10 protein-coding genes are annotated in these 16628 nt (G+C 31.5%); 6 read left to right on the plus strand and 4 right to left on the minus strand.

Annotated features, from left to right (window positions below; all coding sequences use genetic code 11):
- Positions 1–3: 3 nt before the first annotated feature.
- From fusA to rpsL, 3 genes are read right to left on the minus strand one after another with little or no spacing between them, the layout of a single operon-like run.
- Positions 4–2121: an elongation factor G gene (fusA, locus tag CHB63_RS11085; RefSeq protein WP_089378518.1), complete on the minus strand. Its 2118-nt coding sequence runs from the start codon at positions 2119–2121 to the stop codon at positions 4–6.
- Between the two features lie 13 nt (positions 2122–2134).
- On the minus strand, positions 2135–2611 hold the full coding sequence (gene rpsG / locus CHB63_RS11090) for a 30S ribosomal protein S7 (RefSeq protein ID WP_089378519.1): 477 nt from the start codon (positions 2609–2611) through the stop codon (positions 2135–2137).
- Between the two features lie 24 nt (positions 2612–2635).
- The gene (gene rpsL / locus CHB63_RS11095; RefSeq protein ID WP_068206887.1) at positions 2636–3010 is read right to left on the minus strand and encodes a 30S ribosomal protein S12; all 375 of its coding nucleotides are present in this window, start codon (positions 3008–3010) and stop codon (positions 2636–2638) included.
- Between the two features lie 134 nt (positions 3011–3144).
- Here rpsL and CHB63_RS11100 point away from each other — a divergent pair, with 134 nt between their 5' ends.
- The 5 genes from CHB63_RS11100 (at position 3145) to CHB63_RS11120 (ending at position 11867) form a co-directional block, all read left to right on the plus strand.
- The gene (locus CHB63_RS11100; RefSeq protein WP_089378520.1) at positions 3145–4851 is read left to right on the plus strand and encodes a BamA/TamA family outer membrane protein; all 1707 of its coding nucleotides are present in this window, start codon (positions 3145–3147) and stop codon (positions 4849–4851) included.
- 211 nt (positions 4852–5062) lie between these two features.
- Positions 5063–8194, plus strand: a complete 3132-nt coding sequence (locus CHB63_RS11105) for a SusC/RagA family TonB-linked outer membrane protein (RefSeq protein WP_089378521.1) — start codon at positions 5063–5065, stop codon at positions 8192–8194.
- Positions 8195–8218: 24 nt separating this feature from the next.
- Positions 8219–9646 (plus strand): SusD/RagB family nutrient-binding outer membrane lipoprotein, encoded by a 1428-nt coding sequence (locus CHB63_RS11110; protein ID WP_089378522.1) that lies wholly within the window; start codon positions 8219–8221, stop codon positions 9644–9646.
- 21 nt (positions 9647–9667) lie between these two features.
- On the plus strand, positions 9668–10570 hold the full coding sequence (locus CHB63_RS11115; RefSeq protein WP_089378523.1) for a hypothetical protein: 903 nt from the start codon (positions 9668–9670) through the stop codon (positions 10568–10570).
- Positions 10571–10595: 25 nt separating this feature from the next.
- Positions 10596–11867, plus strand: coding sequence for a hypothetical protein (locus CHB63_RS11120; RefSeq protein ID WP_141107299.1), 1272 nt, complete (start codon positions 10596–10598; stop codon positions 11865–11867).
- Between the two features lie 599 nt (positions 11868–12466).
- On the opposite strand, the gene CHB63_RS11125 is transcribed toward CHB63_RS11120, so the two are convergent.
- The gene (locus CHB63_RS11125) at positions 12467–13162 is read right to left on the minus strand and encodes a hypothetical protein (protein ID WP_089378525.1); all 696 of its coding nucleotides are present in this window, start codon (positions 13160–13162) and stop codon (positions 12467–12469) included.
- A gap of 244 nt (positions 13163–13406) precedes the next feature.
- Between CHB63_RS11125 and CHB63_RS11130 the strand changes: the two genes are divergently transcribed.
- Positions 13407–16622 (plus strand): SusC/RagA family TonB-linked outer membrane protein, encoded by a 3216-nt coding sequence (locus tag CHB63_RS11130; RefSeq protein WP_089378526.1) that lies wholly within the window; start codon positions 13407–13409, stop codon positions 16620–16622.
- Positions 16623–16628: the final 6 nt, after the last annotated feature.

Consider the following 16628-nt stretch of genomic DNA (forward strand, 5'->3'; position numbering starts at 1 on the left):
AGATTAACCTTTTGCTTTTGCTATAACTTCTTCTGAAATATTACTTGGAGTAGCTTCATAATGTGAAAATTCCATTGATGAAGTTGCTCTACCAGAAGATAATGTTCTTAATGTTGTAACGTATCCGAACATTTCTGACAAAGGCACTGTTGCTTTAACAACTTTAGCTCCTGATCTATCATCCATTGCAGTTACCTGACCTCTTCTTCTATTTAAATCACCCACAATATCACCCATATTTTCTTCTGGAGTAACCACGTCAATTTTCATAATTGGCTCAAGAATTACAGCTTTTGCAGATTTTGCAGCAGCTTTAAAACCCATTTTTGCGGCTAATTCGAACGATAATTGATCAGAATCCACTGCGTGAAAAGAACCATCATACAATGTAATCTTCATGCTATCCATTTCAAATCCTGCTAAAGGACCATTTTTCATAGCCATTTTGAACCCTTTTTCAATTGAAGGAACAAATTCTTTTGGTACGTTACCACCTTTAATATTATTTTCAAATACTAATCCAGTTTCACCTTCTGCTACTGGCTCCATAATAAATTTGATATCTGCAAATTTACCACGTCCACCAGATTGCTTTTTATAAACCTCACGGTGATCTGCTTTCGCTGTAATAGCTTCTTTGTATTCAACTTGAGGTTGACCTTCGTTTACTTCAACCTTAAATTCACGCTTTAAACGATCTACAATAATTTCTAGGTGTAATTCACCCATTCCAGAAATAATTGTTTGACCTGAAACTTCATCAGTTTTTGCAGTAAAAGTTGGATCTTCTTCAGCTAATTTAGCTAAGGCCATTCCTAATTTATCTACATCAGCTTTTGTTTTAGGCTCAACTGCAATACCAATTACTGGGTCAGGGAAATCCATAGATTCCAATACAATTGGATGCTTCTCATCACACATAGTATCTCCAGTTCTAATATCTTTAAAACCTACACCTGCACCAATATCTCCAGCTTCAATATAATCGATAGCGTTTTGCTTATTAGAATGCATTTGGTAAATTCTAGAAATACGTTCTTTTTTACCAGAACGAGTATTCAAAATATATGAACCAGCATCTAAACGACCTGAATAAGCTCTAAAAAATGCTAAACGACCAACAAATGGATCTGTAGCAATTTTAAATGCTAAAGCCGCAAAAGGCTCTTTTACATCAGGTTTACGTAACTCTTCTTTTTCTGTATTTGGATTAATTCCAATTACACCTTCTTTATCAGTTGGAGAAGGCAAGTAACGACATACAGCATCCAATAAAAATTGAACCCCCTTATTTTTAAATGCCGAACCACAAACCATAGGAATTATTGACATATCCATAACTGCAGCACGAAGCGCAGCATGCACCTCATCTTCAGTAATAGAATCTTCATCTTCCATATATTTTTCCAAAAGATTTTCATCATAAGCAGCAACTTCCTCAATAAGTTTACCTCTTAATTCTTTTGCTTCTTCTTTTAGTTCTTCAGGAATTTCAACTACATCAAAAGTAGCTCCCATTGTGTGATCGTGAAAAATAATCGCACGATTTTTTATTAAATCAACAATTCCTTTGAAATTTTCTTCATCACCAATATTAATAACGATAGGAACTGCATTAGAACCTAACATTTCTTTAACTTGTTGACAAACTCCTAAAAAATTAGACCCTTGACGGTCCATTTTATTAACGAAACCAATTCTAGGAACTTTATAATTATCAGCTAATCTCCAGTTAGTCTCAGACTGTGGCTCAACACCATCAACAGCACTAAATAAGAAAACTAACCCATCTAACACACGTAAAGAACGGTTAACTTCAACTGTAAAATCAACGTGACCTGGAGTATCGATAATATTAAAGTGATAACCCTTTGCATCCGCAGTTGGCTCCCCATTCTCAGTTGGGAATTTCCACTCACACGTAGTTGCAGCAGAAGTAATTGTAATACCTCTTTCTTGCTCTTGTTCCATCCAGTCCATAGTTGCAGCACCATCATGTACTTCACCTATTTTATGAGAAACTCCTGTATAATATAAGATACGCTCTGTACATGTTGTTTTACCAGCATCAATATGAGCAGCAATTCCTATATTCCTTGTATATTTTAAATCTCTTGCCATTTTCTAACTATAATTAAAATCTAAGATGAGAGAATGCTTTATTAGCATCAGCCATTTTGTGAACATCAACTCTTTTCTTAACAGCAGCACCTTCTTCTTTTGCAGCAGCTAATACTTCAGCAGCTAAACGTTGAGCCATTGATTTTTCATTACGTTTTCTTGAATATGAAATCAACCATTTTATAGCCATTGACACTTTACGGTCTGGTCTAATTTGCATTGGAATTTGAAAAGTAGCACCACCTACACGACGGCTGCGTACTTCTACTTGAGGCATTACATTACTTAATGCATCTTTCCAAATTTCTAATGATGATTTTTCTTCGTCTTGTTTCTTTTGTTCTACAATATCTAAAGCATCGTAAAACACTTTAAAAGCTACAGATTTTTTACCGTCCCACATTAAGTTATTCACAAAACGTGTTACTAACTGATCGTTAAACTTTGGATCTGGTAAAAGAACTCTTTTTTTCGCCTTTCTTTTTCTCATGTCTTTACATTAAAGTTTTTAAAATTACTTTTTAGGTGCTTTTGTACCGTATTTAGAGCGACGTTGTGTTCTTCCATCAACACCTGCAGTATCTAATGCTCCACGAACAATATGATACCTAACTCCTGGTAAATCTTTAACCCTTCCACCTCTAACTAATACTATCGAGTGCTCTTGTAAATTATGTCCTTCTCCTGGAATATATGCATTTACCTCATTACCATTTGTTAACCTTACCCTTGCAACTTTACGCATTGCTGAGTTAGGTTTTTTTGGTGTAGTTGTGTAAACACGTGTACATACCCCTCTTCTTTGAGGACATGAATTTAAAGCAGCCGATTTACTCTTCTTAGTTATTTTGGTTCTTCCTTTTCGTACTAATTGCGAAATTGTTGGCATACTAAAATCTTGTTATAAATTATATTTTATTCTCTTAGGTCTTTTCTAAGAGTGCGCAAATGTACAAATAATTTCTTGTTTTTCAAATATGTACATATTTAATTTTTATTTTTTGAATTAACACTATATTTACAATGTATAATCACACTATAATTTTTAATGCTTTGCAGCGTATTTATCATTCAATACTTTTATTATTATTTTTTATAACCCCACTAATAAGTGTGGATGCTCAAAGTTTTGAATTGAAAATTTATTCAAAAAAAAGTACTCTTGAAAAAGATTTAGATTCTATTTTATTTAAGAATACTTATTTAAATAAATATGATATCTATAAAGTTGTTGATTCAATTTCATATGATTTTGCGTTAAAAGGATTTATAAACAATAGCTATTTATTAAAAGAAAAGGATACTGTTATAAATTGCTTTTTCACACTTAATACCAAAATTGACTCCGTTAGAATTTTCTATGACCAAAATTTGATAGCACTTAATTTTATTAAAACCATTTCAAATAATTATACTGAAAATTATTTTGAAGTTCATACTTCCGATTTACAAAAAACACTTAATGCTGTTTCCCAATATTTTGAAACAAAGGGCTTTTCATTTTCTAAAGTTTCTTTAAATAATTTAATTTTAAAAAATAATAAAATTGAAGCGGATCTTGATTTGGAAGTTTCAACTAAAAGAAGAATTAACGCTATTTTTATTAAAGGCTATGATGATTTCCCTAAAAAATACTTAAAGCACTATTTGGATATAGATGCCAATAAAATTTTCAATTATAGATCACTTCTTAAAACTCAGGAGTTAATAAACACAATTCCATTTATTACTCAAATTAAAAATCCAGAGGTCTTATTCACAAAAGATTCAACTACATTGTTTTTGTATTTAAAAAAGAAATCTATAAGTAGCTTTGATGGAATTATTGGCTTTTCAAATGAACAAAAAAGCAAAAAAATTAAACTGAATGGACATTTAAATTTGTTATTAAATAATATTTTTAATAATGGTGAATCAATTGGGTTAAATTGGAGAAATACTGGAAACGAAATTAACATCTTAAAACTAAGCCTAAATACACCTTATATATTAAGGAGTAAGTTTAGTGCATTCGGAAGTTTCAATATTTTCAAACAGGATTCTACTTATACAAACACGAACAATGAATTAAAATTAAATTACAGTTTCAACCGAAATCAATCCATTAGTAGTGTTTTTAACTTTGAAAATTCAAATACATCAACCCCCCAAAACACATTGAATTTTAAAAATTATAATAAAATTTTTACAGGTATATCTTACTCATATTTACCTGCTATAATTCAAAACAAAAATCATTTTAATTTAGTATTAAGTTATTTAATAGGATCAAGAACAACTAAACAATTAAAAAGCAAACAAAATAAAGCTCAGTTTTATTTAGAATATTTAATTCGCTTGAACCAAAAAAACAACATTTTAATTAAAAATTCAAGTGAATTCCTTAATGCATCAGAAATATTAGAAAACGAATTGATTACTATTGGAGGTGTAAATTCAATTAGAGGTTTTGATGAATTTAGTATCCCAACTTCAAAATATTCCATTACCAATATTGAATACCAATTTTACACAAACAACACAAATTACGTTTATACCATTGCAGATTTTGCATTTGTAAAGAATGACTTTTTGGGCATCAAAAATAATTTGTTAGGTATCGGCTTAGGATATAGTTTTAAATCTAATAAAAGTATAATTAATTTTGGGTATGCTATTGGCAAAACAAACAATCAAGCATTTAAAATAAATAATGCTAAAATCCACATAAAATTTTCATCTTATTTTTAAATTTTAATATTGCATATTTAATCACTTCTTCATCCTTAAAATTATGTGGTAAATTACCATTGTTAACTTTAAAACATCTCCCCATCAAATGACTTCAATTTTAACACATCCTTAACCTATTTTAACATTTTATAACATTTTAACATACAAAAGTTAGGAATATTAACAAATTATTAAGATTTTTGGCATAATTAATTCAAATAATTATATAATGAGAACAAAGTTTAATGGTTTATTAACTCTTTTATTAGCGTTAATAGTGCAATTTTCGTTTGCACAAGAAAAAACTGTTACTGGTAGTGTTTCCGATGCAAGCGGACCCTTACCTGGAGTAACAGTTGTTGTAAAAGGTACCAATACGGGTACACAAACTGATTTTGATGGAAATTATTCTATCACGGCTGCTGTTGGAGCGGTATTGAAATATAGTTACATTGGTATGCAACCTTCCGAAAGGAAAGTTGGAGCATCTAACGTAATAAATGTTACAATGCAAGAAAGCGCTGAAGCCTTAGAAGAAGTTGTGGTAACTGGATTTGGTAGAAAAGTTGAAAAAAGATCTGCAACTTTTGCTGTTCAGCAAGTTGGAGGTGAAGAAATGAGTCAAGCTCGTGAATCTAACATTGTAAATTCTCTGTCAGGAAAAATTGCCGGAGTTCAAATTACAAATAGTTCTGGTGCTGTAGGTTCTTCTTCAAGGGTTGTTTTAAGGGGAGCAAGTTCTCTTACCGGAAGTAACCAACCGCTATATGTGGTAAATGGGGTTCCTCTAGAAAGTGGGAACTTTGGTAATGCCGGTTCAGGTGGTGGTGCTGATTTACCAAATGGTGTATCAGATATTAATCCCGATGATATTGAATCAATTTCTGTTCTTAAAGGACCTGCCGCTGCTGCACTTTACGGTGTAAGAGCTGCAAATGGAGTTATTCAAATAAAAACTAAAACAGGAAGAGCAAGTTCTGCATTAGGTATTTCAGTTAATTCTACTGTTTCTTTTGAAACTCCTTTAATGTTACCAAATTATCAAAACTCATATGGTCAAGGTGGAAACCATGATTATTTTGAATGGATTGATGGTACTTCAGGTGATGGTGGTGTTGATGAAAGTTGGGGACCTCCTTTAGATGTTGGTTTAGAATTTGTTCAATGGAATTCGTATACTGTTGATGGAGCTCCTTTACCTTGGGTTTCTCAACCTGACAATATTAAAAATTTCTATGATACAGGATTAACTTTAAACAATAACGTATCATTTACTGGTGGTGCAGAAAATATTGGATATAGATTATCTGTTGCTTCAATGGATCAAACAGGTATGGTACCAAATACTGACCTTAGAAGATTTTCAGTTGGTGGGTCATCTACTTACACAATGTCTGATAAGTTAACTTCATCAGTTGATTTTAACTATACACGTTCTAAGAGTGATAATTTTGTAACTCAAGGGTACAACAACGAAAACCCGGTTCAACAGATGATTTGGGCAGGTAGAAACGTTGACTTTGAATTATTAAGAGATTGGGAAAACTTACCTTTATCTCCAGCTGGAACTGCTGCTGCAGGAACTCCAATTAACTGGAATACAGTTTTTCAAAATAACCCTTACTGGGTATTAGATACAAATACAAGAGAATATAACAGAGACAGAATTGTTGGAAACATTGCTTTAAATTATGCTTTTAACGATAGCTTTAGCATTAGTGGTAAAGTTGGAACAAACTTCTGGAATAGTAGACAAAATAGAAGACAAGCTTTTGGAAGTAACAATGCTCCAAATGGCTCTTATTCTGAAACTTCTCGAACATATACGGAAACCAATTCAGAGTTGATCGCTTCATATAATACAAAAATTACTGAAGACTTAGCATTTGAATTGAGTGCTGGTGGTAATTCTATGTATAGAAAATCTGAGTTAGCTCAAACAATTGCACCTCAACTTCAATTACCGGGACTTTACAATGTAAGTAACTTGGCAGCAGGAAGTAGTTGGGTAGTTAATAATTCTTTTTCTGAACAAAAAATTAATAGTTTATTTGGTTTCGGAAAATTCTCATATAAAAACTACTTATTCTTAGAATTTTCAGGAAGAAATGACTGGTCTAGTTTATTACCTGTAAGTGATAATTCTTTCTTTTATCCTTCAGTTACTGCAAGTGCTGTTGTTACAGATATGATTGATGTAAATTCTGATGTTTTATCATTCTTAAAAGTTAGAGGTGGATGGTCTCAAGTTGGTGGAATTGGAGCTTTAAATCCATATAGTTTACAACCAACTTACTCGTTATCTACAGAAACTTGGGGTGGTAATTCAGTGGCTTTTTTACCAAGTCAGTTAAACAATCCAAATATTAAATCTGAAACTACTTCAGGTACTGAATTTGGGATTGATGTTAGATTACTTAATAGTAAAGTTCGTTTCAACGCTACGTACTACGATCAAACAAGTAAAGATTTAGTTGTACCTGTTCAAGTAACGGCTGCATCTGGGTATACTAGTGCCGTACAAAACGTAGGTGAATTAAATAATAAAGGAATTGAATTACAATTAGGAGCTACTGTTGTTCAAAAAGGAGATTTCCAATTTGACGTTGATGTTAACTTTGCCAAAAACACAAACAAAGTTGTTTCATTGGGTGGTTTAGAATCATTAGTATTAGGAGGTCAATGGTCAATGACTTTAGAAGCTAGAGAAGGGCAGCCTTATGGATCTATTGTTGGTACTTATTTTGATAGAAGCCCAAGTGGTGACGTAATTTATGAAAATGGATTGCCTAAAATTGCTGCTGGTACAAAAGAACTGGGTAATATAACACCTGATTGGACTGGAGGAGCGAACTTCACATTTAAATATAAAAACTTTAGTTTAAATGCTTTAATAGACGCTAAAATTGGTGGTGATATCCACACAATGACATATACTTGGGGTAGATATGCTGGTATTTTAGCAGAAACAGCTTTAGGTAGAGAAACTGGTATTGTTGGGGATGGTGTTATGCTTGTTGATGGGAACTATGTACCAAACACAGTTACTGTACCTGCTGAAAACTATAACAAAAGAGCTTATTCTAATAGTGTAGTTGAAAGTGCAGTATTTGATGCTTCATATGTTAAACTTAGACAAGTAATGTTAACTTACAAATTACCTAAAAACTTAATTGGAAATACTTTATTTACTGATATTAATTTTTCTTTAGTAGGTCGTAATTTAGCCATTTTGCATAAAAATACACCACACATTGATCCTGAATCATCTTTTAGTGATTCTAACGCAAATCAAGGTCAGGAATTTGGTCAATTACCTTCAGCAAGAAGTGTAGGTTTTAATATTCAATTAAAATTATAAACTAAATAAAAAAATATTAAACATATGAAACGATTTAAAATTATAGCATTATTATTATTTAGCTTACTAGTTTCGGTGAGTTGTGATAGTGATTTTGAAGAAATAAACCAGGATCCTAACAATCCAATAGCAGTACCTTCTAGTCTGTTAATTCCTGGAGTTGTAAGAGCTGCTCAAAACAGATCATACAGTACATTTGTTGGAGGCGATATGGGAGCTTGTTGGTCTCAACAATTTTCTAAAGTTCAATACAACGATGAAGAAAGATACCAACCTCGTCAAGGTGTTATTACACAAGTTTGGGGTGATTTTTACGAAGACGTAATTTCAGATGCAAAATCTATGCAAGAAATTGCAATACAAGAAGAAAATAATAACATGCAAGGTGTTGCAATAACATTGCAAGCTTATGGTTATGCCTTTTTAACAGATGTTTACGGAGATATCCCTTTTTCTGAAGCTATAAAAGCAGGAGAAGGAATTATTTCACCTGTATATGATTCTCAAGAAGCTGTTTATACAGGTATATTGGCTATGTTAGATGAAGCAATATCTTTATTAGGAACTTCTGGATCTATAGATGGTACAAACGATATTGTATACGGCGGTAACGCTAACTTATGGAAAAAATTCGCTAGTTCATTGAAATTCAGAGCATTAATGAGAGCTTCTGGTAAAATGGATGTTTCTTCTCAATTACAGGCATTGGTTTCTTCTGGAAATTTATTTGCTAGTAATAGTGATGAAGCTAAATTAGTTTACTTAAGTGCTAATCCAAGCTCAAACCCATTATACGAATCAATCGTTTTTGGTACAAGAGGTGAATGGAAAGTGAACTCTGTAATTGTAGATATTCTTGCTACAAGCAATGATCCTAGATTACCAATTTATGCTGCTAAAAATGCAGATGGAGATTACAGAGGAAAACCTTCTGGATATGTAGATGTACCAAATGATGATTACAATTACGAAAATGTTTCTCCATTAGGTGATTTCTATTTACGTCCTGAACTTCCTGGATATTTTGTTTCAAATGCTGAGTTAAAGTTTTTAATGGCTGAAGCAGCTACGAAAGGATTTATATCTGGTGATGCGAATGCTCTTTATCTTGAAGCTATTACAGCATCTTTAGAATATAATGGAGTAGCTGGACCAGATATTGCAGCATTTTTAGATGAGAGAACGTTAAGTGCCTCAACTTCAACAGCTTTAGAGCAAATAGCAACTCAAAATTGGATTGCATTGTTTAGTCAAGGTGTAGAATCTTGGACAGAATGGAGAAGAACAGGGTATCCTGCGCTTTCACCAGCAGCCGAAGCTGATTTAAATGAAATTCCTTCTAGATATAATTATCCTACAACGGAAAGTTCTATTAATAAGGCTAATTATGATGCAGCTGTTGCATCTCAAGGAGCTGATTTATTAACTACGCCAGTTTGGTGGATGAATTAATTTTAAATAAAAACATTAAATATGAAAACAATTAAAAAAATAAGCATATTATTTTTATCGTTAATTACATTTTTAGCTTGTAATGATGATAATTTAAATGTGGACAATCCTGACGGTAATGCTGTTGAAGGAGGATTATTAGATGTTAAAAACACATCTATCAACTATGTGGTTGGTAATCCAGGTCCATATAGCGCAAGTATAAGAGTATATCAAGGAGCAGTGAAATCCACAAGTATAAGAGTCGCTAAAACTTTTTATAGTGGAGACTTTGTTTCTAATACTGTTGATACATTTAAAACAATTGCTATTTCTGATACAAATCAAAATAGTTTTGTTAATTATGACTTTTCATTTCCTGAAATGGTAGAAGGTTTAACAGGCGCTAATGGCAGCCCATTATCGGCAACGGATACTGATTATCAAATTGGAGATTATTGGAAATTTGATTATTATGTAACAAATAGCAATGGTGAACATTTAAACTACGCAAGTACTAAAGCAACTATTTCTACTAGATTTGCAGGTACTTATAGAGTAGTTGAAAGTGCTTATTGGAATTCTGGTGGTTTTAACGGAGACTGGAATGGAGATCAATTTGTTATAGAATCTATTGATGCAAATATTTATAAGCATAATGGGTTAGCATTCTGGTCAGATAACACTTACTATTTTACAGTTGATAGTGGTACTGGTGCAATTACAATTTTAGGAAAAGATTTAGATGATGCTGATGTATTATTAAATACTTCTCCTATTATGACTTGTGAGGGAGATTATACTTTTGAATCACTTACTTGTATTAACCAAGCCACTGCAAATGATGTAACAGGTGAAGATGTACTAGAATTTACAACCGGCTATTTTAGAGGTGTTGGAGCAACTCGAGAATTTTATGAAAAGATGGTGAAAATTGTAGATTAATTTAACAATATAAAAAATGATAAAAATGATAACAAAAAATTATAAAAGTATTTTTTCATATTTTTCAGTTCTTGCTATAAGTTTCTTTATAGTAAGCTGTGATCAGGAAGAAAATACTGGGTTAAGTACATTTATCCCTACTGCGCCTACCTTATCGGTAACAACTTCAGTAAGTTCAAAATCACTTATTGAAGATAATTCAGAATATACCTTTACTGCGTCGTTAAGTGAAGCTCAATTAGTAGATGTTAAATTATTTATTTCTCAGGTTGATGGTAATGCTTCTTTTGGAAGTGATTATGATGTTTCAGGAAGTATAGTAATTCCTGCTGGAGCTACATCTGGAAAAGGAAAAATAAAAATTCTTTCTGACGATGTAATTGAAGAAACTGAAACTGTAAAAATTCAAATTGGAGATAATAAAACTTCTAATGCAAGTATAACACCTGTATTTATGGAGTTTTCCATTATGAATTATACAGAAGGTGATTTAGCAATTGATTTAAGTTGGGAATTAGCTTCTGCAACAACTACTAATTCTGGTGATGAAATAGATGCAACTGATTTTGCAGATATGAGATTACTTATTTCATCTACTCCTACTAATTCTGGAGATATTGGTGAAGCTGATGGTGGTAGCTTTGAAAGTTTTGTTTTAGCTTCTGATACACCTGATGGTGAATATTACGTAGTTGCTGACTTTTATGATGCTAATAGTGATATTTATAGAGATATAAATTTAGATGTTACTTTTAATCAAGTTGGAGTAATTACTAATAATCACTTATCTTACCCAGCTGCTTTAAACAATAAAAATGTTTGTGAAAACAACTTCTATGTTTTAACAAAAATAATTAAATCTGGTTCTTCATATACAATTGAAGATGTTAGAATTAATAATTTTGAAAATCAAATAGTTAGTTGGTCAGGTACAGATGTAGATTATGACAGTCAAGTAAAAACTGGTGTTGATTGTGAAGGTTTAGTAATATCTGGAATTAATGCAGATTGGATGTTAGATTGGTGGGGAGAACCTCAGATAGATGCTGGAACTGTGTACTATACAGTTGATGCTGCAGGTGTTGTAACTATTGAATCTCAATTTTTATATACAACAACATATAATGGAGCGGTTCAACCAGATTATTATATAGATGGGACTGGTACTTATGATGCTGCTACAGGTAAATTATATATTGAATACCATTTAATACAAGATGGTTGGGATTTAACTGGATGGATGTTTGACAACGGATATTCAGCTACCCCTTATTTTATTGCTGATTTATCATTATAAAATAAATTATTAAAAATTAAAAGCCATCAAAATATACATTTTGATGGCTTTTTTATTTCATTTATATTTAGTGTTAAGGTAACTTATACTATAAAAAAATAACCCTTTATAATTATCCTTTCTTAAACTTATACTTCAAAGTTATATCAAAAATTAACTATTTAAAACAACCTTTTCTATAAATCAACAAAATTATTAAATCAGTTACTTTTTATAAAATTGAATACATAAGAATTAATAATATTTAAATTCAAATAGTTTGTTGGATAGGTAAAGGTATAGATTAGGAAAGCCAAATAAAAACTGGTCTTCATTGCAAAGGCTTGGTAGTCTATGGAATTAATACAGAATAGATATTAGATTGGACCCTTGAACCTTTTACAGATGCTGGAACCGGCACCTATGATTCTTCCAGAGGTGAATTATATACTGCAAACCCATAATTTAATATGGTTGGGAATTAAATTGATGGATGTTCAACAACTGATATTCAAATTATTATAATTTTACTATTGATTTATCATTATAATATTATAGTAAATAAAAAAGCCATCAAAATGTATATTTTGATGGCTTTTTTATTCTTTTATATTTGAAAATTATAGAGAATAATAGTAATTCACTAATTTCATAACATCAGCTTCTTTACTAAATTTAATCTTATTGGCTTTAATATAATTCTCAACTAAACTTTTATTATTATTTAAGACAGCTAAAACATCATTTTTTTTAAGGCGAACTTTAACATATAATTCTTCCCCGTTTTTAATATAATATATCACTTTGTCCTCATATTTTAAAGGTTCATTGTTTATTATTTGAGTTCCTTTGCTCTTATTTGGATCATATATTTCTTTTAAATTCTTTTTAATGAAATAATTTGTATTCTGTAAATTAAATACTATTTCATAAAACCCATTATTAGCTTCATTTAAAAAGTTTATTTTTTTAAGGCTTACAAAATCATGCTTAATATTATTTTTATGTTCAATAATTGAAAAACCCGTTAATGTATTATCATCAATTTCAATTATCTCTTCCAAATTATTCATGTTTTTTAACAAGACTCTGTCTAATAAAACATCATACCTTAAATAATCCTGAACAGAAAAGATACTATCATCAAGAACAACCAAACCCTTATTCCAATCATCATAAATAAAATCATTTCCTATAATTTCACTACTCTTATTTAAAACTACTCTACCTCCACCCTCTTGAAATAAATTTCTTGGACTTTGTCCTAAAACACTTGTAAAAACTAAACTAAAACATACTAAAAATAAATTTCTCATAATAATTAACATTTTTATGCAATTTAAAAAAATTTAATCAATAAAAAATATTAACACAAATATTTACGCAACCTAAATATAAAAATCCCATCTATATATAAGTAAATTGTATATAATTATTAAATTAATCCTAGATTAGGTTTTTTTAACATTTAATTAATACCAATTGGGTTTTTTTTAACATTTTATTAGGTTTAATTGTAATTATTTATGATTTTTGAACATTAATTCAAACAAATATATAATGAAAACAAAGTTAAATGGAATTTTAACGCTTATACTTGCGTTATTAGTGCAGATTTCTTTTGCACAAGAAAAAACGATTTCAGGTACTGTAACAGATGATGGCGGGCCATTACCAGGAGTAAATGTTATCGTTAAAGGTACCAACAATGGTACACAATCTGATTTTGATGGTAATTATTCCTTAAAAGCAAACACTGGAGACGTTATTGTCTTTAGTTATGTAGGAATGATATCTCAAGAGAAAACAGTAGGGACATCTAACATAATTAATGTAATTATGACTGGTTCTAACCTATTAGAAGAAGTTGTTGTTGTTGGATATGGTACATCTACAAAAAAATCTTTTGCAGGAACTGCTACAACTGTTAAAAGCGAGCAATTAGAAATAAAAAATGTTTCTAATGTTGTAAACGCACTTACAGGGGAGGTAGCTGGTGTTACTATTATTAACGAATCTGGTCAACCTGGATCAACTCCAACAGTTAGAATTAGAGGGTATGGTTCTGTAAATGGTAACCGTGATCCTCTTTATGTTGTGGATGGGGTGCCTTTTTCAGGAAGTTTAAACTCTATTAACCCGGCAGATATTAAAAGTACAACAGTACTAAAAGATGCAACTGCAACAGCAATTTACGGTTCAAGAGGGGCAAATGGTGTTGTTTTAATTACTACTAAAGTAGGAACTTCAGGTGAGTCTTATATCGAAGTTGATATTAAAAGTGGTATTAACGACCAAGTTATTCCTAGATACGATGTTGTAAAATCTCCTGAAGAATACATTGGTTATGTTTGGGATGGTATTTATAATAGAGGAGCAATTAATGGAGAAGCTGATCCTGCTGCTTATGCTAATGCAAATTTATTTTCTCAAAACTACGTTCCAGCAGGTTACAACATGTGGAATGTTGCAAATGGTGGTGAACTAATTGATCCTGTAACACGTACTGTAAGACCGGGAGTATCAAGAAAATATACACCTTTATTGTATTCAGATGCTGCATTTGATTCTGCTTCACGTACTGAAACGAATTTACGTATGGGTGGTGGTTCTGATAAAACAAAATATTATACTTCATTTGGTTATTTAGCTGATGATGGTTATGCACTGAGAACTAGCTATAATAGATATACTACTCGTTTAAATGTAACTTCAAAAGTTAAAGAATGGGTTGAAGTAGGTTCTAACATTGGTTATGCTTATTCTGAAAGTAAAAATAATGGTCAGACTGTAGGGTCAGAAAATTTATTTGAATTTGCTGATAAAATGGCTCCTATTTTTCCTGTTTTCTTACGTGACAACAATTTTGAATTGGTTCCAGATCAAATATTTGGAGGCAATCAATATGATTACGGTGCATCGTCTGGTTTTCGTGCACGTCCAAATGCTGATGGTTTAAACCCAATTGCATCTGCTTACTACGATGATGTTTTTTCAAATCGTCATGAAATTAATGGAAACTTTTTTATGAATCTTAAATTTACTGAAAACTTAAGATTTGAAACACGTTATGGTGCACAATATTCAATGGACCGTTATAAAAGTTTTAGCAACCCATTTTACGGTACAGGAATATCTGATGGAGGTAATCTTAATACTATTGACAGAGAAAGAATAACACAAAACTTCTTACAATTATTACGTTATACGAATGAGTTTGGAGATCACTCAATTGAAGTATTAGCAGCACATGAAAGCAATGAATATACATATAAAGAAGCTACACAATACAAAGGATTGGCTGTAGTTCCAGATCTTTTAGAGTTAGATAATTTTGTAGTAAATATTTCACCTGCAACTGGTTTTTCAGAAGGAAGTTCTTTAGATTCATACTTTTCACAAGTAAACTATAACTACGCTGATAAATATTATTTTACAGGGTCTGTTCGTCGTGATGGATCTTCAAGATTTGTAAACGAAAAATGGGGTACTTTCGGTTCTCTTGGGGGAGCTTGGATTATTTCTAGTGAAGACTTTTTTAGAAGTGAATTAGTTGATTTCTTGAAGTTTAAAGTATCTTACGGTATAACGGGAGATCAAGCTGGAGTTGGTTACTATTCAGGATATGATACCTTTAACTCTAGTAATTTAGGAGGTATTTCTATATCGCCTAATACAAATGGAAATCCTGATTTAACTTGGGAAACTTCTAAAATGTTTCAAACAGGAGTTGAATTTACTTTAGGATCTTTCCTTGATGGTTCTGTTGATTATTATAGCAAAAATACAGACAACTTAATTTTTGATCGTAGAGTTGGTCCATCTCAAGGTATTGCAGTGATAACTGTTAATGATGGTGAACTAAAAAACCAAGGTGTTGAATTTAGCCTTACTGGTCATTTATTAGATAAAGATGATTTTAAATTAGATCTTACTTTTAATGGTGAGTTGATTAAAAATGAAATTATTACTATGCCATTAGAACCTTCTACAGGTTTGCCTAGAATACTAGATACATCTGCTGGAGATTATGCTTATAGTAAAGGTGGTTCAATTTATGATTTTTACTTACGTGAGTGGGCTGGTGTTGATCCTGCTGATGGAGCGCCAATGTGGTACCAATATTATAATGATCTAAACGGAAACAATGTTTTAGACGGTGATGAAGAAGGAATTTTATCTATGACCCAATACTTAACTGATAATCCAGATGCTATTGTTGCAAAACAGACTACAAAGACGTATGCTAGTGCAACTGATAAATTTGTTGGAAAATCGGGTATTCCAGACCTTCGTGGTGCTTTTCGCTTAGCGGGAAACTATAAAAATTTCAATTTTGCAACACAGTTCACTTACAGTATGGGTGGTTGGGCAAGAGACAATCAATATGGGGAATTAATGTCTGATAGATTTGGTGCTGTTGGAAACAACTTCCATACTGATATTTCTGATAGATGGCAACAGCCAGGTGATATTACTAACGTACCACGTTTAGCTGATGGTATAGATCAAAACAGTACATCATCTTCTACTCGTTTTTTAACTAAAACTGACTATATTGCTCTTAATAACGCAATGGTAGGATATACAGTTCCTTCAAAATTTCTTGATAATATTGGTATCAACCATATAAACATTTGGGTATCTGGTGATAACTTATTTATGAAAACGGCAAGAGAAGGATTTAATCCATCAGTAAGAGAAGATGGTAGTTCAGAACGCAGAATATATGCGCCTTTAACTACATATACTATGGGAGTAAGAGTTAAATTTTAAAAATGA

Source organism: Lutibacter flavus, from assembly GCF_900188355.1.
Classification (GTDB): Bacteria; Bacteroidota; Bacteroidia; order Flavobacteriales; family Flavobacteriaceae; genus Lutibacter; species Lutibacter flavus.